Here is an 18798-nt window from a genome sequence, read left to right as displayed (position 1 = left end):
GGTCACGAGGCCGGCAGCGGCGCCTCTTCGATCGTCCGCAACAGAGAGATAAAACCGGCAACCTGATGCTGAGCAGTCGTCGCGCCCTTTTCCGCCGTGGCAAGATGCGCCTCGCCCACCGTGCCTTCGGGGTTGAGGTCGCTTGCGATCCAGCCGTAAGAGACCGGGCCAACCGGCTGCAGGGTCGTGTCTTGGGCTGTTGACCTAAACGCCTTTGCCGCCCGCATGTCAACCGTGTCCGGCCTGAAATGCAGCATCAGCGATGTTTCCAGATCACCGCCGTGAATACCATATTGCAATTCGTTTTCAGAATACGTGCCATCGGGCGTTCCGAACGACCCCCATTGGCACTTGACGGCCAGCATACCCGCCTGCACCCGCAACTCCCGCGTCAGGATTGAGACCAGATCCAGATTGCCACCATGCGAGTTCACGATCGCGATCTTGCGAACACCCGCGCGCGCCACCGACAAGCCGATCTCGGTCCAGACGCTCAGGGCGGTGGTTGCCGTCAAACTCAGCGTTCCTTCTGCCCAAAGATGCTCATTCGATTTGCCCACGGCCTGAACAGGCAGTATGCGCACATCCATGTCCCGTGGCAGGCCATGGCGCAGTTCCTCCAGCATGCCCTGGGCAATCAGCATATCCGTTCCCACCGGCAAATGCGGGCCATGCTGTTCGATGGCCGCTGTCGGCAGCACGGCGATGGTCTTCAGGGGATCGATTTCCCTGAAGTCAGGCGCCCGAAAATCTGCCCAGTCCCGTGTTGTCATGCCTTTGCCTCGCTGCGCGCTGTGACACGCGTGCCGATGAAACGGTCCATTTTCCGCGCGACACGTTCCAGATGTGCCTGCCGACTGGCCTCCGTCGACCTGTCCATCCGATAATGCGCCGCGTACACGGTCTTGCAATTGCGCGCGCAGATGGCCCGCACACCGCGCAGCAATGTCCGTTTTCCCGGTGCCCCGATCAACTGCGTCATGCCCCAGCTCGCACCGCATGTCGTGAATACGCCGAGTGCGGTGACATGCGTCAGCCCCGCACGAATTGCAGCGCTGTGCGCATCCGGCAGCAGGAAGGCCACCTCTGGCAACAAGACCCTGTCCAGCCATCCTTTGAGCATCGCCGGCATGCCGTACCACCACGTTGGATAGACAAAAATCATGGTATTGCACCACAGAACATCCCGCACGTCACCCGCCACCGGAAGGCGGTTGGCCGGTGCTGTTGCGTAGCCATCAAATTCCTGCGGGGTCATGACCGGATCGAATGCACCTTGGTAGAGGTCCCTCACCCGCACTTCGGCCCCTGCGCTGGTCAGCTTGTCCAATACCCGGTCCCTTACGGCGGCGGTGAAACTCGTTTCCTTCGGGTGACAATAGATGACAAGCGCGCGCATCATGACCGGCCCACCTCCCGGATCTTTGCGTAACTGTACATGCGCGTGTAATCCCAGTCAGGCACATCCCATGAAATCATCTTGCCGGGGTTCAGCAAACCCTTCGGATCTGCCTCTTTCTTGAACGCCAACTGCCGATCATCCACGGTCTGCCGCCCCCCTTCTTCCAGAGTGTAGCGATGCGGGTTGAAAACCATGGCCCCGGCTTCCTCGTGCATCCGGATAATCTCATCCAACCGCTCTTCGGTGGTGAATTTCACAAGGCTGAGGCCTGCAAAGACCACTTTACCCGCCTCTCTCATCACCTCAAGATGCTGCAAGACTTCAGGGCTCAGAGCGTCACGCATCTCCTCGATCAGCTTTATCTGCGCGGTCCCCCCGTAGCGAACCTGCAAATAGGTGATCGACGGATCCACTTTCAGCGCCCGCAGGGTGGTATGGTTCCAGCCATACTCGAACACCAGTCCGGGTTTGCGCGCCCACTCCGCAGTGTCGCTCCGGTAGATGACTTTTGCGGCGGGACGACGGCGCAGAAAGGTTTCGAACCCGTCCATGGAATGCGGGGCCACCATCAGGGCAACAAGATGCGTGTCTTGCGTCACATAAGGCGCGACGCGCTGAAAGAAGTCCTTGGCAATGGGCGCTTCGAAAACCGTGGCCAGCTTGATCAGGATGCCGTCTTCATTTGCCAGATCTTCGGCCAGGGCGGCTGCGTCGTAAAAATCATCCGTTGCGACAAACATCTGCACCCAGTCGTATGCGGGAGCGAGGGGCATTTCGAGCTCGGTTATGATCCCGTTGGTGCCGTAGGCGTGGCTGACGCGGGCCAGATCATCGCCGCGCAGTTCCAGCACGCGCGGTTCGGCTTCCATCGTGACGACGCGCAGTCGGATGATGTTGCCAAGGTCCCGCAGACTGCCCCAGGTACAGGAACCGACGCCCCCGGACCCGCCTGCGATAAAGCCGCCGATTGTCGCCGTTGCCCAGGTCGAGGAAAACATGCGGATTTCCTGACCGGAATGCGCCTGACAGGCGGCGTCCAGATCCTTGAGCAGACACCCCGGTTCGACAATAACGCGCCCGGGATGCACTTCCTTGACCTCCGCCATATGGCGCAGATGCAGAATGCACCCCCCCGCCAGCGGCATCGCCTGGCCATAGTTTCCAGTGCCCGAACCGCGCGTGGTGACCGGAACATCGTGTGTGTAACAGGTTTTCAGAATTTCAATGATGTCCGCCTCGGTGCGCGGGCTGACCACGAAATCCGCCATCACGTTGTCCAGCCGCGCCTTCAACACCGGTGAATACCAAAAAAAGTCGCGGCTTTTGGCCTTCACGGCGGCCGCACTGGTTTCGATGTCGAGATGTGACAATGCTGCTTTGGCGGCGGCGATATTGGGTGTCATGTTGACCTCATCAGGTGGTCCAGTTCGGCATAGTCCGGCAACGTCCGGTCGATCTGGCGGCCTGCCCGCAGCACGATACGGTCGGTTTGCGGGCGGGCGAAAAATTCAGTCCACTCGCGGGCGCGGCAAATCACCAGATCCGCCGGACTGCCCGGCGACAGGTCTGGCACATCGAACCCGCAGGCCCTTGCCGGGTTGACGGTGAAAGCGCGCAGCCAGTCCGCGTCGGCATGATCAAGGTGACCGATCCTTGTGGCTTCGCGCATGACCTCGATCATGTCCAGATCACCGTAGGCATAAAACGGGTCCCGTGTATTGTCAGAAGCAAAGGAGACGTTGACACCCCGCGCCTTGAGTTCGTGCACCAGCGTGATGCCGCGCAGCCGCGGCGTTCCTACCTGCCTGTCCTGCAGGTACAGGTTGCACAGGGGCAGCGACACCACGTTGAGGCCAGCGCGCGCAACCATGTCCATGGTCTGCGCCGCCCGATCCGCATCCTGTGCCGCAAGGGAACACAAATGCCCGACCACCACGCGCTTGTCGAAATCCATGTCGAGAACAGTCTGCGCTACCAGCCGGAGAGCCTCTGACGTGGGATCAAGCGTTTCATCAACATGGAAATCCACCTCGAGATTCCGGTCAGCGGCAAGCTTGAGCACCAGGGAGATCCGGTCTGCCAGATCGGGCACGGGATAGGCCACCATGCCCAGAATACCGCCCGTCCGGGCCACCAGATCTGCGGTCCGCGAATAAGGCCCCTCCGCGGTCACCGCGTCACAGCCGACAAGGCAGGCAGCCTGCAGGTCAATACGGCCCTTCCAGCGCGCGCGCATATCCGCGAACACCGGCCAGGAGATCGCATCCTGTGGTGGAATGCTATCGAGATGTGTGCGGATGGCGCGGGTGCCATGCGCATAGGCACATCGCAAGGCAAAATCCATGCGGGCAGCCACGTCCTGCGCGCTCCAGAAGGCTTCGCGGTCCGCACCGGCGGTGCGCAGGGCCTCGGCAAAACTGCCATCAGGATTTGCCGCGCGCGGCCAGATGTGGCCCTTGTCCAAATGTGTGTGCATGTCGACAAAGGCGGGAACAACCATCGCGCCCCTCATGTCCACCGGCTGGCCCGGGGTGGCGCTGATTTTGCCCTCCCGGATATGCAGTGTATGTGCACAAGACGCGGTCTGACCGTCCACGATCCCGGCTGGCAGTGTCAGGTTCCGCAATGTCACCGGACCTTCTGGCAGCGTCAGAAAATCCATCATACGTCCCTCTTGAGCGCGCTTTCGTGCCATTTGCGCAGCAACATGTGGCTCAAGAAGCTCAGACCGGCAAAGACAACCACGCCGGTTACGGCAATCAGCAACAGGGCCGCGAACATCCGCGGGATGTTCAACCGGTACCCCGCCTCCAGAATGCGAAAGGCAAGACCCGACTTCAGCCCGCCGGTACCGGCGACGTATTCGGCCACAACCGCTCCGATCAACGACAACCCGCCCGCGATCCGCAACCCGCCTAGAAAATACGGAAGCGCCGATGGGAGTTGCAGATAGCGCAGGGTTTGCCAGCGCGTCGCACCATAAATACGAAACAGGTCGCGCAGGTTATGGTCTGCGGAATTGAGGCCCAGCGTCGTATTGCTCAGAACAGGGAAGAAGGCGACAAGCCAAGCACACATCAAAAGCCCCGCGATCCGGCTGTCCACATAGATGAAGATCAACGGGGCGATGGCAACGATCGGCGTGACCTGCAGAATGACCGCGTAGGGGTAGAAACTCATTTCCACCAGCCGCGACTGGGTGAAAAGCACCGCGAGGCCAACGCCCCCGATAACCGCGACGGCCAGCGCCATGAGCGTGATCTGAACCGTTACGAGCAAGGCGTCGAACAGGATCGGCCAGTCTTCGATCAGGGTGGTGAAGACGAGGCCGGGACCGGGAAGTATGTAATGCGGAATCTCATTCCAGACGACCACCCGATCCCAAAGGACAAGCATCACCGCCAGTACCAGCACTGGCAGTATCCATCTGCCGGTTTGCTCGAAACGCTTTTGACGGACCCGCAGCAGTTCGTCCTGATCGACCGCCAAAGGCGGGTCACCGCGCTCCGTAATGCTCATGCCGCCTCCCCCATCGCGGTGCGCAGCGCGTCGGTCGCCTGACGTGTATAGCCCGCGTATTCGGCAGAGGTACGAAAATCGTCTGTGCGGGGGTATGGCGCATTCACGCCAAGCTCTGAGATCACCCGCCCGGGCCGGGCGGCCATGATTACAATCCGGTCCGACAGGAAAACGGATTCGAAAACGGAATGGGTGACAAACACGACCGTGCAGCCGATCGCGGCTTTCAACTTCAGCAGATCGTCATTCAGCTTGAACCGGGTGATTTCGTCCAGGGCGGCAAAGGGTTCGTCCATCAGGATCAGGCGCGGGCGGGTCACCATGGCACGCGCAATGGACACGCGCATCTTCATCCCGCCGGAAAGCTCCCGCGGATAGCTGTTCTGAAACCCGTCCAGCCCTACAAGCGCAAGCGCGTCGAGAACAGCGCTCTTGACCTCAGCATATGGTTTTCCGCGCAGCCTGAAGGGCAGCCAGACGTTCTGCGCGACCGTCGCCCAGGGCATGAGCGTCGGTTCCTGGAAGACAACACCCAGATCGTCCACCTCCCTGCCCCCGGACCAGATGATCCGACCGGATGTGGGGTGCAGCAAGTCGGAGATCAGGCGAAGTGCCGTGGACTTGCCACAGCCCGACGGCCCCAGCAGGGAAATGAAATCGCCTTCGCCAACCCGCAACGACATGCCCTTGAGCGCGGTGACGTCGCCGTTGAAGATCTTGTCCACCCGGTCCATGCGCAGCAGTTCCGGTCGCGGGGATATGTGGTCACCCAAGTCAGTCATACGCTCCCCGAACGCGTTCCTTCAACCGGGGGTGCGATACCGCCGCCGTGTACGCACGCCTCAAGGCTTGATGTCTTTTCCGACAGATTTGTTTGTAAACTCAAGGGTGTATGACGCCTTCCAATCCAAACCATCCTCCAGCACGCCAGCATCGACCATCTTGCTGTAAAAATCGCCGATCACCTCGTCCGTCATCGCGCCGATGCCCATGTCCAGTGCCGCACCGCTGTCGACGATACCCTGTTCCAGCATCATTTTCTTGGCAAAATCAATTTTGTCCTGCGTCATGTCCGGGTTTGCCGCCATGATCAGGGCATCTGCCGCGCTGCTGTCTCCATAAAGGTAATTGTACCATCCGGTAAGCGACCCGTCGACAAAGCACTGCACTTTCCCGGGGTCGCTTTCGATCGTGCCCGCCATCGTTTCGATTGTCGTGGCGTAGGATGAATACCCCGCATCGGCAATCAGAAACACATTCGGTTCTATGCCTGCTTCCTTCTTGACCGCATAGGGTTCCGAACTCAGGTACCCCTGCATGCCTTTTTGCTTGTCCGCGATGAACGGCGCCGGGTTGTACGTATAGGGCTGGCGCTGTTCGACGGTGAAACCATGGGCGGCGATCATCCATTGATAGAAGGAGGTAAACCCGTTGTCGCCGATCAACAGCGTCAGGTCTTTCAGATCCTCCCAGCTTTCCGCCTGACCGGGATGGGCCAGAATGACCTGCGGGTGTTTCTGGAAAATCGCGGCCACAGACACCACCGGAATGCCTTCATTAACCGCGTTGAAGGCTTGCAGCATATCGCCGCCCATGTGGAAGTCGATTTTACCGGCAAGCATCAGCGCGCGATTATTGACCTGCGGCCCGCCGGTGATGATCTCGACATCGAGACCGCACTCCGCATAGGTGCCGTCAGCGACGGACTGATAAAATCCGCCGTGTTCGGCTTGTGCCAGCCAGTTTGTCCCGAAGACAACGGGGGCCAGATGTCCGTCGGCATAACTGGTGGACGCGCATAGGCTCAGCGTACAGGCGAGAAAAGGAAGTTTGGAAAAGGTCATGGCAGCCTCCGGGTTGCGTGCATGGCCAAAGCGTCCGAAACAAACCGACCAAAGGGAAGCCTGCTGCGGCCGAATTGACGATGGAAATCCATGTTCGCCCAAATGCTGTGCAATTTCCACGATTTTATGTACAGCCACGGCGCGTCGGGGCTCACTTTCGCTCATGCGGCGCGGCTCGCGGGAAATTTCTGGCCGCTAGTCTGGCGAACCCAAGGCATTGGCCCAACAGGCAATACAAGCCTCCAGCTGCTCAGGATCGCACGCGACCCATAACCGTCTTCCCTGACACCGGACCAGCAGAACAACGGGCGCGTCCGGGCCAAGCCCGGCCCAGACCGTGCAGTGATCGGCCTGGCTGTCTGCCCCGTTGTCCGCCGTGACAGCAGCATCCAAAGCCTGCAATTCCCTGCCCATCGCGGCCTGCCCTGTTATCTGTTCCCCTTCCGCGCCGTCCCGGTCAAAAAGGGCGAATGCAAAGCTGCGGCATTCGGCGATGGCCGTTTCAACCGTTTTAGTCTGCGCGTTCAGTGGCGTCTCGCCCAACAGATGCCGCGACAGATCATGAGATGACACACCGATGACCCCGGCAGGAATCGGGTCGCTGATCAGCGCGGTGCGCACATGCACGTCGGTCGCCGACACGCTGAAAGCCTCAAGCGTTCGGGCAACGGCGTCAGCATCCTCTCCGGTCAGAAAAGATGCATTGCCGAGTGACGAAGGGGGGGCCGTTCCGGCGGACTGGCTGTCAGACACGCGCAGAACGCGCCTTTCCGCGACATCCAGCGCCACCACACCGCCCCGATCATTGGTAAACATCACCTGGCGTCGCAGAACCGTTTCGTCAATCTCCTGCAGGATGGCCTTTTGCACCTGCCCCGCTCCGCCGCGCGAGATCCGTCTGCCCGGGCCGCATATGTCGTCTGTAACAGTGGCCAAACCAGCCAATACGCCTGCCAACCGGGTTGCATCTTCAAGTCCGCTATCGGGCATGGATCAAACCTCCATCCCGATGGCATCGAGCACCTGCACCGCCGCCGCCATAATGTCCGTCACCGGGGCGTCGCTGTCACATAGGATGCACAGGGCTTCCTTGTTGTCGTGTGCCGAGCGTACAAAGCAATACTGCTGCGTACGGTCAAACAGAACGGCTGTCTGCGGCATGCACCGGCTGGTCGAGAACGCGGCGGCGACACGCGTGGCATCGTCACCATTCAGGCTGACTGTTGCTTTCTGACACAGAGCATCTAGATGTTCCTGCGTGGTCTTCTCGCGCGTGCTGGACGACAAAACCATGCCAGTGGACAAATCGGCGAACGCCACGGCTTTGCAACCGGCGAACCGGGTACGAAAGCCATCCAGCCGATCCTTCACCGACATATCATTCACCGTTACCCGATGCACACACGCATTCTGCCTTTTCAGATTGCCTCAGGCATAGCGGCAGAAAATGTGATTCCGGTTAACGATTTCAGGAGAATTTAGGGCTTAAGCTCTCTTCTTCTTCCGGTTCGGGACGTGGTGCAGGGCGGGGCCGGGTTGCTTTGACCACCGGCCTGCGGGGTACGATACGGTCATCACGCTCCGTTTGCGGCGACGCTTCGTCTGACGGTACCGCTTCAGGTGCTTCAGTCGCCTCGCACCCCTGATAGACAAACGGTTCCGTCGGTGCATCCCGGGCGATACGGTCCGTCAACACGCTGATGATGTTCAGAAATTCGTTGACGAAAGGTTCGGCACCGCTCTGGTCCCATAAATCCGGATCATCCTCGGCGTCGCGCGCCTGTGTCAGGGACATCATCAGGCATTGGGCAAACAAATCCTCGGCTTCGGAACGGACGCGTTTAAGCACTTTCTTGCGGTCTTTCTCGGACACAAGCATATCGCCACGTGTCAGCAGCAGCAGTGAGTGTTCCTGTATGTGCGGCGGCACTTTTTCCCAGACAGATGCCTCGCTCTGGCGCCAGGCCTGCGTCGCGGGGCTGCACCAGATCACGCCGTCTGCCAGTGGCAAGATTCGTTCCCAGACAGAGGCCGCCATGTTCGGGTCTGAAATGCCGGGCATATCGATCACGTCGCACATGCGCAGTATCTCCTCCTTGCTCTGAATGCGGATGAACGCGGTTTGCTCGGTTGGAATTTCCTGCAAGGATTCCAGATCGCAAGGCGTTTCATTGCCGTCGAGATCCACGATAACCGCCGGCGCGGAGCCGTAGCTGATCCAGACCGGAGGCAATTGGGTTGCAATCACCTGCACCGGCAAAGGGTCCGACCCGATCATCAGATTTGCCAAGGTGCTTTTGCCTGCGCTGAACTCGCCCATCAGCGCGATGCGCGGCCGGCGCGGCCCCGGCAGATTCTGCACGTACGCAGGGACTTCCGCGGGTGGGTTATCAAGGGTCATGATGCATACTCGTTCAGTGTTTTCAGCGTGTCGGCCAGAAGCTTCTTGTGATCCGGCGGCGCATTTTTCGCGGCCTGTGCCTGCAGTTCCTTCGGGTCGGATTGCGCCATGCGATCGAATGCCTCGAATACGGATGCCTGCTCCGCCAGAAAGACGTCCATCGCGTCACAGGCGGTTTGCCGCACTTCCTGGGCCAGATCGTCGCGCAACTCATCCACAAACGGGTTCGTTTCCGTTTTGATCAATTCGTAGAAGTTCGCAGCATAGGCCTTGTACCCGCGCCGGTGCAGCCACCAGCGTTTCCACCAGCTTCCGTTGAGATCGAGCGCGATAGTGCGGCCCAGTGAAACCGGTGGCGGCACCTGCGGAGCCCGTGGCAATGACACGTCGATCAGCCCGGGGGCAAATCCAAAAGCCTGATGGTACAGGGTCGTCAATTCCGACGCGGCTTCCTGTGTTGCCGCCTCGAACGCCGCTTTGCTCTTGCGGGCGAGCACCTTGTGTGACGATCCCAGCAGCATACGCAGACCCGCGGGATCATAAGTCCAGGGTTCATGGTCACCATATTGTTCCAGATGCACGATCAGGGACGCCGTCGCGCGATCCAGGAAACTGGCCTGCACACGGTTCATGCGTTCGGAAAACTCCTCCAGAATATCGGCAAAAGCCTCGTCCAGCCTCGCCCTGTGCGATTGCGTAATCTCTGCCATGCGGGCGATGGCGTCATCGCGGTTGAGTTTTTCGGGCGCAAGCCCTTCTGTGCCAGCCGCGCTGATCTTGTCTGCGGCCAAAACGGTGTTTGCGAGGTTCAGCCCGCTGGATGCGATACGCTGCAACGTTGCCGCACCAACCCCTTCGGCAATGCGCATCGACAGTGCATTTTGCAGCGACGGGACGCCCGACAGTGCCCAGGCAAGAGTAACGGGGTCGTGCCCTGCGCTATCCTCCAGCACATCGCTCAGATCGGCGGCGGTTGACCAGTTCAGCATCGCGTCCGCGCTGGATTGGGGCAAGGCGTCGAGCCGCCCGTCCAGCGCGTAAGAGGCCCACAGCGCACTGCCAAAGACCACATGAGCGTCCTCGGGACCCTTGTGACGGGCAAGTGTTTCCTGGATGCTTTGTGCAATCTGCGGGATCTGGCTGGCGGGATCCGAAAGCTCGTCGACCCGGTTGACGAATATCACCACATCTCTGGATTTTACATGCGATATCAGCCGGATAAGCGCCAGATCCGTAGAGGAAAGCGCCTGATGCGCGGATAAGACAACAACACAGATGCGGCTGTCACGGATGGACCGGATCGTGATCTGTTCACGCATCATGAAAGTGTCGTTGACACCTGGCGTATCACGCAGACACAACCGCACCGGCAGGGACATGCGCTGCAAGGAAAGATCCGCCGATTTGGTGATATCGGCAAAACGTCCCTGCTCTTCCGAGATATCCGGATCCTCGGCATCCGGTTCCTCGCCAAGACAGACGTAGCGCTCGATCAGGTCTTTATCGAGGTAGCCGTAGTCGCGCTGCTGGCCCAAGAGCATTTCGAATTTCTGGCCGAGCCGGACGCGCGATTTCTCCCGCATCTCAGCAGCTTGCGCCTTAATCTTTTCCAACTCGTCATCGGCCCCGGCGCGGCTGGCCAGTTCGCCGATGCGACCGCCGCCTGAAATCAACCGGTCCCATTCATCTTCGTCAAAAAACTGGAAGGACGCGCTGCTTTCAAAGCCGGGCGTTTCGGGGTGCAGATGCAGCGAGGTGACCACCGATGTCCAGGGATTCACATCCGCAGGCAACAGATCGGACTGCCCGACCATGGCGTTCACAAGCGAGGTCTTGCCCGACTTGATCTGTCCGATCATCGTCACGCTCGGCTCAAAAGCCTCCAGTTGACGCAAGAGACGGTCCGCACGTTTGGCGGTGCTTTCATCCCCGAGGGTCTGCAGCGCCTTCAGCGCGGTGCGCAGGTCGGTTTCGGATTTTGCATAGGCCTGCAGCGGCTCCAGCCCCATGCGCAACAAGTCGGACTGCTTGGCCTCCTGAAACTCCTGACTGGCCGAGGCGTTGAGAACGTTCATATCAGACCGTCCTGCACGGCCCATGCGTCGGGCGCATCGGAGCTGTCGATTGATGTCACAGATGATGGCATAATTGGTTGGCCCCAAGAGAAACTTGCCCTGAAAATACCGGTCAAATGTGTAGTGATTGTGGCCTTTGGCAGGCCCAATTGCTGAGTATCATTAAGGTTTTAATGACCGGCGCGGATATGCAGGTCGCGGGTCAGTTGCAAAATGATGGTTGCCGCGTCGGCCGCCGAGCGCAGGTCGTTTTCAAGGCTCATCAGCACGACCTTGTCACTGGCTTCGTACAGATCGTTCCGCCATGCCTCGAAATCCGGGGCGGTCTGCGTTTGTTCGGAGGCGATCTCTGCCAACTCTTCGGCAAGCGTTCCGCAACAGCCCAGGACGAGATCGGGCTGAACATTCGCGGTGTCCGCAGCCGCTGCGAGCAGTTCGGGCGTGCGGCTGCGCAACAGCTCCAGCGCTTTCTGATAGGTGCGTACATGTGGCGCTGCGGCTGCGCCGTTGGGGTGTGCGCCGTCAGGGTCTGCGTGGCCGGTGTCCGGCTGCGCAGTGGTGCCGTTGCGTTCCAGAAACAGCAGCGCGCTGTCCAAATCCGCACGGCGGCCGGACCTTGACAGATGCAGCAAGGTGGTGGCCAGCGCCTTGACGCCGCTCGCGGCGAACTGATCCTCCGGGAGCGTGCCGGTCTGCGTCAAAACCCGCTGGGCCTGCAGCGTCGAGGTTGGGAAAAAGCTGTGAAACTCTTCGGCGGCGATCGTTTGCAGGGCGGCAATTGTGTCGGGCAGCTGGCCCTTGTCGGCGCAGATATCTGCCTTGGTGAGCACCAGAAAACTGTGATCTTTCACATGATCAGACACTGTCGCCCAGACCGCTGTTTCGCTGGCGCTGAACTCCGCGGTGCACCACAGGACAATATCCGCGTTGGAAACAGCAGCTTTCGCCGCGGCTGAAAAACCCTCGCCCTCCGGCGGGACGGCTGCGTCTGTCAGGGTCGTGAGTTTCAACAAATCGCTGGGCAGGGAGATCCTGCGCGCCCCACCCGGCGCATTGCCAAGATCCGTCACCTCGTCGCCAAAGCAATATGTGGTTGTGACATCCGCGTCCTCCGGGATGGGCTGACGCATCAAGACGCTGCACAGGCTGGATTTGCCAACAGCTTTGGGGCCTATCACCACGACATTTACACCCGCCCCCAGTCGCTCCAACAGGCTCCTTGCCTGTCGCCGCGTGGCTTCGGTCACCCCATCGGATGCAGCGACCGCGGTCAGACGCGCCATCACATCTGTCAGTTCAGCGTCATCCGACACGGCGTATGCCTTCGACCTGTTCGGCGTTCCGGTCAACCGTGCAATCGCCCGCAGGTTCTTTCAGCTTCACGACAGAGAATGAGACGTTGTCGAGATCGGGATCATTCAGCTGGCTCAGGCGTTCCAGCAAACTGTCAGCGATCTTCGCGCTATGGTCGTTCTCGTGGTGGCGCAACACGCCTTCAATTTCGGCATCGGTCAGGAACTGCAGACCATCACTTGCCACGATCATCATGTCCCCGGCGCGCAGCTCTGTCGGGTCGGACGGGCAGTCAACGCGCGGCACGTTTTCGCCAAAGAGCACTGAGGTGAGCGTGTTGCGATCCGGATGGCAGCGGCCCTCTTCATCATCAAGCAAACCCGACTTGACCATGAAATCGATCTGAGGCGCCATGGAGTGATCTTCGTTGAGCTGTCTGAGCTTGCCGTCACGATACAGAAACAGCGGCGAGTCCCCGATTGAAATCCAGTAAAGATGTTTGTTGATGATCACGGTGGCGACCAGCGTCGCGCCCATTCCCTGGGTTTCGGGATAGGTATCCACGTGTTCGCGCAGGCAGGCGTTTGCCGCCATCGCCGCGTCAAACAGACTGGTCCGCACCGAGGCTTCGAAGGCCGCGACGTCGCCACGTTGAAACATCAACTCGCTGAAAACCTCGGTGACCACGATCTTGCTGGCGACATCACCGGCCGCGTGCCCCCCCATGCCATCAGCAAGCACCGCCAGACCAACCTCCGCGCCGCGCGCGAAATCGGCAATAATGGCGTCCTCCTGATAGCTGCGCTGCCCCATGCTCAGGGCCGAGGCGGCATCAAAGTCAAACGGCGGAGGCATCGCTGCTATCCGTCATGTCCCATTTGAAGTCCGATCCGCACAGGGCGACGAAACGTAACGTGGTCTCACCGATGCGCAGCAGGTCCGCGTGGTGCAATTCCTCCGTGCTCAGGACCGGACGGGCATTGCGGCGTATGATGTTCGATTTTCCGCCATGACCGATGTAGAATTTATTCTCTTCTTCGTCGTAGGCGATCGCCGCATGATTGTGACGCGAGATGCTGTTATCGCCGAAATCCAGTTTGATAACCTGATCCTCCCCGCGACCGATCATCGAGGCGCCGCTGAAAATGCTGAAGGAATGGCCGACACCCGGCCCTTCGATGACAACCAGCCAACCGACGGGGAATTTGTCATGCTGCGGCTTTGCAGTTGCGTTTTCAGAAGCGTCGAACGGATCATTGGCCTCACCCTCCGAGCGATTGAACCCAAGAAGCCGCGTCTTTACGCGCCCGGCGCGTCGGCCTGACCGGCCAGCCGCCGGTGCCGGCACACCGGACAAGGGGGCGGTGTTCGACAGATCCAATGGCGCGGGCTCCGCCGCTTCACGTGCGGCGGGTTCCGTTCCCCCACCCAAGGCGGTCATCTGCTGTTGCGCAAAGGCGACGAGGTCCGCCGCACCGTCATCTGCAGGGTTTTCAGCGGTGTCGCCTGCGGGCGATGCCGCCTGTTCCGAACCGACATCGGGCAGCATGTCCTTCCCGGCCTCCGTGTCGGGCGCACCGTCCACGGCGGCGTCCTGCGCGGCTTCCGGGGTCGGTTTCTCTTCCATCATGCGGGTCTGCGCCAGAACCGCCGCGATATCCGCCGATGCGGTTTCCTCTTCAGCTTCTTCCTCTTCGCCTTCCTCTGCCACCGCCACAGGCTCTGCTGCTTCGGGGTCTGTCTGCGCAACCGCGCCGACATCTGCCGGGTCCGGGTCGCTCATGTCATCTTGCGTAACATCATCGATCCTTGCCTCCGCCACGGGGGCGTCGCCCTCCTCCCCAGCCCGGGGCTCCTGGTCAGCCCCGGCGACGATAAACGGATCCAAAGGCAACACCCTGTCGTCGGAGGAATACATAAACGCGTCTCGCAATGCATCTTCGTCCAATGCTTCGTCGCCAGTCGCAGGCCTTGCCTGGTTTTGAAAAACCTTTCGGAAGAGTGTCATGTCATGCCTTTCCAATATCGCCTGTAATGAACAGCCCCGGGACACCCGGAACGGTGAGAAGTAGTTGTTGATCTGTCGGCCTGCGGTCTTGTTAGCCCCCCGCCACAACAGATTGATTGATGGTCCAGTAGCCGTAGTCTTCACCCAGGGTGATGATTTGACCGACCGTGACCGCGTGAATGTTATCGAACTGCAGGGCCGTGTGGCCGAGCAGGAAATAGGCGACAAGGATCACCGGGATGGTCGCCAGCCTGCGCCAGTATGACGACCGGGCGATCGATTTTTCCGCCGCAACCAAGGCGTCCATGTCTTTTTGTGACAGCACCTCGGGCAATTGCTTTCCGGAGCGGGGCGTCGAGACGGTTTCCAGCTTGGAGCGTGAAGATGCCGGGCGGCGCGCGTTGTCCTTCAGGACGCGGCTTTTACTTTTTACCACGGCGGCGGGCGTGATCGACACTTTCTCGGGAACGAGTCCGCCGGGTCTGTCCGGGTCGGTTTCAGTTTCGGTTGACCCGTCCGGCACGACATCAACCGTGTCCCGGTGAGCAAGAAGGTCATCACTCGGCCCGGCATCCGTGGCACTATCATCGGCTGCGGACATGCCCGCATCGCTCCCGTCCACGTCTTCGGTGTCGTAGAGGTCTCTGAAGAACGCTTCGTCATACTTCGGATCAACCGACTTCGACTTGACCACTGCGGGTTCAGGCTTGGCCTCAATCGTTGTTTTGGGAACGTCGGCGGGCGCCTGTGGTTCAAAATCAACCGAGGCGGTCTTGATCAGCTTGCTGATTGTCAGATTGATGGTTTCGTCATCCCGCGCCTTGGCGCGCGCGATCTCAACCCGTTTGCTGTGATCAATCATCAGTATCCAGTCTTCGGCAGACTGAATCCGCTCCGACGGCACGATGTTCATCGCGGTGTCGATTGCCGCGAGAAAAGCGTCGTCATACTCTGGGAAACGCCCCAGAAGCGGCTCGTAAAGGTCGGGTTGGTTCGCCGCGAGCGCAGCCAGACGCGCCTGGCTGTTCGGCGGTGCATTCCCGGTGATCAGGTGGGTCAGTGAAGCGGCAAAGGCGTACAGATCACTGCTGGGGTATTGCTGGCTGCCCGCGACGTAGAATTCCTGCGGGGAATATCCGTCCTTGACCACGAGCACGGCCGAGAGCACCCGGCTTTTCCGGCTGGCCTCTTCGCGGGCGGCGCCAAAGTCGATCAGCACCGGGCGTCCCGACGTATCCACAAGAATGTTGTCGGGAGAGATGTCTCGGTGCAGCAGGTCCTGACTGTGCACGTGAGCGATGGCCTCCAGAAGCGACAAGGTGAGTGAGCGCACCTGTGCGGGAGAGAATCTGGGCGCACCGCTTTCGATGATTTCCAGCAGGTCCTTGCCGTCAATCAGATCCAGCGCCATGTAGGCGGTTTCGTTGTATTCAAACACCTGATGCACGCCGACGACGCTGGAATGGTTCAGCCGGGACAAAGCATGCGCTTCCCGAATGAAAAGCGCCACGATGGAGCGGAAATCATCAACGTAATTGCGCGTGCGTGCGCGCACGGTCTTATTGACACGGCTGCAGAAGGCTTCGGGAAAACACTCCTTGATCACCACGGTCCGGTTCAGACTGTCCTTGGCAAGATAGGTGATCCCGAACCCGCCGCTGCTGAGATAGCGGATAATCTCGTACTGGCCGCTGAGCAATTGACTGCCGGGCGCCAGCGCCTCGCTGTTCACCTCGTCCGCTAGTATCCCTTCGTGAATGCTCATCGCGCTATCTATCTATCGTCCACTGGTGATCACAAAACCTGCCGCACCGATGGATCGGACGCAGGCGTGCTCAGAAAATGGTCGAAATGCTGTGTCCAAAACATGGCTTACAAAGGGAACGGCCGTGCAATGAACAGACAAGTTTAAGCGAATTCTGCCGGTATTCGGTGCCGTCGGGATACGCGTACGCGCCAAGATCCCCTGTAATCACTCAGGATCACAGGGGAAAGACTGCGGCAAAGGTCAGACGTCTTACAGGGCGACCCGGGTGGCCTTGCCGTGTTTTTCCGCCTCGCGCGCGGCAACCGAGGCAACAGCCAGATCCTGCAGGCCGACGCCGGTGCCGTCAAACAGGGTCACTTCGTCTTCACTGCTACGGCCCGGATGATCGCCGTTGATCACAGCCCCGATCGGCGTGATGTCATCCTCTGATATCAGCCCCGATGCGATGGCGTGCTGTGCTTCGCCAAGTGTGACGGATTGCGCGATTTCATCGGCAAAGACCGTCGCGTTGGCCAGAATGGCAGGATCAACTTCCTGTTTGCCCTTGGTGTCCGTACCCATGCAGGCAATGTGCGTACCCGGCTTGATCCAGTCGTTCATCATCAACGGCTCAAACGCCGACGTGATGGTGATAATGACATCCGCCTGTGCGCCCAGTTCTTCTTGTGTGACGGCTTCGAAGGCCAGCCCCAGCTCTTCGGCAACACCGCCCAGTCGCGGTAGCATCTCGGGATGCGGATTCCACGCCACCACTTTCTCAAAATCACGCTGCCGGGCCGCGGACCGCAGCTGGAAAGTGGATTGATGCCCGGCCCCGACCATACCCAGCACCTTCGCTTCCTTGCGTGCCAGATGCGCAATTGACACAGAAGACGACGCCGCCGTGCGCACCGCCGTGAGGTAATTGCCCCCCACCAGCGCCTGCAGCATGCCCGTGTCCGGATCAAAGAGGAAGATCGTGGACTGGTGGTTTGTCAGCCCCTTGTCCATGTTGCCGGGCCAGTACCCGCCCGACTTCACCCCCAGGGTCATGCCCGCCTTGTCGAAGCCCGATTTGAACCCGTAGAGCGCGTCGGCATAGCCGATCGCCTCCCGGATCACCGGGAAGTTGTAGGCATCCCCTCTGGCCATCGCGCCAAAGACGGCCTCCACCGCGGAAAAGGCATCAGCGTCGCTGACCACCTCCGCGCATACGTCTTCTCCTACAATGAGCAATCCTTCAGCCATGGGGGTCTTCCTGTATTCAGTGCCTGCGAGTGACGCGCGCCCGAAGAAGCCGGACGCGCGATGCGTGTAATTTCGTCCGTGAGGATCAGTATGCTTTGCCGCGTGCAGAGACCGGCCAGAGCGTTTCAACCTTGCCATTGCGGACACCGACATACCAGTCATGCACGTTACACGTGGGGTCACAGTGGCCCGGCACGAGCTTCAGCTTGTCGTTGACTTTCAGGACACCGTCCGGGTCCGCGACAACGCCATGCTCGTCAGAACATTTGACGTATTCCACGTCATCGCGGCCAAAGATCGTCGGCAATCCGGAATCCACCGATTGCGCCTTGAGGCCCGCATCGACAATGGCTTTATCCGCCTTGGCATGGCTCATCACGGATGTGAGAATGAAAAGCGCGTTCTCCCACTCTCCCTGATCGATCCGGTTGCCGTCCTTGTCGAGGATACGGCCGTAATCGGCATCCATGAAGGCGTAGGACCCACATTGCAATTCGTTGTAAACGCCGGAATTGCCCTCGAAGTAGTAAGAGCCGGTGCCGCCTCCTCCGACGATGTCGCACTCAAGCCCTTCAGCTTTCAATGTGTCCACCGCGTCCTTCACCTGTGCCACGGCAATGTCGATCTTGGCCTTGCGGTCGTCATAGCTGTCCATGTGCTGCATTGCACCCTGATACGCCTGGATGCCGGCGAATTTCAGGCCCGGCGCGGCATCGATCGCCTTGGCGATTTCAACAACCGCGGGCGTCGTGGTGACACCGCAGCGCCCGGCGCCGCAGTCAATCTCCACCAGGCACTCGATTTCCGTGCCGTGACGGGTTGCCGCCTCCGACAGGTCGGCGACATTCTCAACGTCGTCAACACAGCATATCGTGCGTGCGCCAAGCTTTGGCAGCCGCGCCAGACGGTCAATCTTTTCCGGCTGACGGACCTGGTTGGAAACCAGTACATCCTTGATGCCGCCGCGGGCAAAAACCTCCGCCTCCGACACCTTCTGACAGCAGACGCCGCAGCTTCCGCCCAGCTTTTCCTGCAGCAGCGCCACGTCGACCGATTTGTGCATTTTGCCGTGCACCCGGTGGCGCATGCCGTGATCCCTGGCCCAGTCGCCCATTTTCATAATGTTACGCTCCAAGGCGTCCAGATCCAGAACCAGACAGGGTGTCGCGATCTGAGCTTCATCCATGCCAATCGCGGCCGGGATGTCGTAACCGACTTCATAGTCGTCGAAATTCACTTGCTTGTTCATATCCGTTTCTCC

At 60.0% G+C, this 18798-nt stretch carries 17 protein-coding genes; all 17 read right to left on the bottom strand.

Annotation, left to right across the window (positions count from 1 at the left end):
• Nucleotides 1-2 precede the first annotated feature (2 nt).
• Complete coding sequence (locus tag KX928_RS20105; protein ID WP_219506265.1) at nt 3-773, bottom strand: creatininase family protein; 771 nt, start codon at nt 771-773, stop codon at nt 3-5.
• Nucleotides 770-1402, bottom strand: coding sequence for an NAD(P)H-dependent oxidoreductase (locus KX928_RS20100; protein WP_308342412.1), 633 nt, complete (start codon nt 1400-1402; stop codon nt 770-772). Before KX928_RS20100 ends, KX928_RS20105 begins: the two co-directional genes overlap by 4 nt.
• Nucleotides 1399-2805, bottom strand: a complete 1407-nt coding sequence (locus tag KX928_RS20095; protein WP_219506263.1) for an FAD-binding oxidoreductase — start codon at nt 2803-2805, stop codon at nt 1399-1401. The genes KX928_RS20100 and KX928_RS20095 overlap by 4 nt, the downstream gene beginning before the upstream one ends.
• Complete coding sequence (locus tag KX928_RS20090; protein ID WP_257883977.1) at nt 2802-4067, bottom strand: cytosine deaminase; 1266 nt, start codon at nt 4065-4067, stop codon at nt 2802-2804. The genes KX928_RS20095 and KX928_RS20090 overlap by 4 nt, the downstream gene beginning before the upstream one ends.
• Nucleotides 4064-4921, bottom strand: coding sequence for an ABC transporter permease (locus KX928_RS20085; RefSeq protein WP_219506261.1), 858 nt, complete (start codon nt 4919-4921; stop codon nt 4064-4066). The genes KX928_RS20090 and KX928_RS20085 overlap by 4 nt, the downstream gene beginning before the upstream one ends.
• Nucleotides 4918-5703 carry an ABC transporter ATP-binding protein gene (locus KX928_RS20080; protein WP_219506259.1) on the bottom strand — a complete coding sequence of 262 codons (786 nt, stop codon included), beginning with the start codon at nt 5701-5703 and terminating at the stop codon, nt 4918-4920. Before KX928_RS20080 ends, KX928_RS20085 begins: the two co-directional genes overlap by 4 nt.
• Before the next feature lie 60 nt (nt 5704-5763).
• Nucleotides 5764-6765 (bottom strand): ABC transporter substrate-binding protein, encoded by a 1002-nt coding sequence (locus tag KX928_RS20075; protein WP_219506257.1) that lies wholly within the window; start codon nt 6763-6765, stop codon nt 5764-5766.
• A 195-nt stretch (nt 6766-6960) separates the two neighbouring features.
• A complete protein-coding gene (locus KX928_RS20070) occupies nt 6961-7755 on the bottom strand; it encodes a hypothetical protein (RefSeq protein ID WP_219506255.1) in 795 nt (264 codons plus the stop codon).
• A gap of 3 nt (nt 7756-7758) precedes the next feature.
• The gene (locus tag KX928_RS20065) at nt 7759-8142 is read right to left on the bottom strand and encodes a hypothetical protein (protein WP_219506253.1); all 384 of its coding nucleotides are present in this window, start codon (nt 8140-8142) and stop codon (nt 7759-7761) included.
• A 91-nt stretch (nt 8143-8233) separates the two neighbouring features.
• On the bottom strand, nt 8234-9166 hold the full coding sequence (locus tag KX928_RS20060) for a dynamin family protein (RefSeq protein WP_219506251.1): 933 nt from the start codon (nt 9164-9166) through the stop codon (nt 8234-8236).
• Nucleotides 9163-11241, bottom strand: a complete 2079-nt coding sequence (locus tag KX928_RS20055) for a dynamin family protein (RefSeq protein ID WP_219506249.1) — start codon at nt 11239-11241, stop codon at nt 9163-9165. Before KX928_RS20055 ends, KX928_RS20060 begins: the two co-directional genes overlap by 4 nt.
• A 170-nt stretch (nt 11242-11411) precedes the next feature.
• The gene (locus KX928_RS20050) at nt 11412-12554 is read right to left on the bottom strand and encodes a GTPase domain-containing protein (protein WP_219506246.1); all 1143 of its coding nucleotides are present in this window, start codon (nt 12552-12554) and stop codon (nt 11412-11414) included.
• Nucleotides 12544-13389, bottom strand: a complete 846-nt coding sequence (locus tag KX928_RS20045; protein ID WP_219506244.1) for a PP2C family protein-serine/threonine phosphatase — start codon at nt 13387-13389, stop codon at nt 12544-12546. The genes KX928_RS20050 and KX928_RS20045 overlap by 11 nt, the downstream gene beginning before the upstream one ends.
• Nucleotides 13373-14542: an FHA domain-containing protein gene (locus tag KX928_RS20040; protein ID WP_257883976.1), complete on the bottom strand. Its 1170-nt coding sequence runs from the start codon at nt 14540-14542 to the stop codon at nt 13373-13375. Before KX928_RS20040 ends, KX928_RS20045 begins: the two co-directional genes overlap by 17 nt.
• Nucleotides 14543-14633: 91 nt before the next feature.
• Complete coding sequence (locus KX928_RS20035) at nt 14634-16307, bottom strand: serine/threonine protein kinase (RefSeq protein ID WP_219506242.1); 1674 nt, start codon at nt 16305-16307, stop codon at nt 14634-14636.
• 252 nt (nt 16308-16559) lie between these two features.
• Nucleotides 16560-17537, bottom strand: a complete 978-nt coding sequence (gene bhcD / locus KX928_RS20030; RefSeq protein WP_219506240.1) for an iminosuccinate reductase BhcD — start codon at nt 17535-17537, stop codon at nt 16560-16562.
• Nucleotides 17538-17622: 85 nt separating this feature from the next.
• A complete protein-coding gene (gene bhcC / locus KX928_RS20025) occupies nt 17623-18786 on the bottom strand; it encodes a 3-hydroxy-D-aspartate aldolase BhcC (protein ID WP_219506238.1) in 1164 nt (387 codons plus the stop codon).
• Between the last annotated feature and the right edge of the window lie 12 nt (nt 18787-18798).

Origin of the sequence: Roseobacter insulae, from assembly GCF_019375555.1 — a bacterium.
In the GTDB taxonomy this organism is placed as follows: Bacteria; Pseudomonadota; Alphaproteobacteria; order Rhodobacterales; family Rhodobacteraceae; genus Roseobacter; species Roseobacter insulae.
This window is presented reverse-complemented; position numbering and strand designations above follow the sequence as displayed.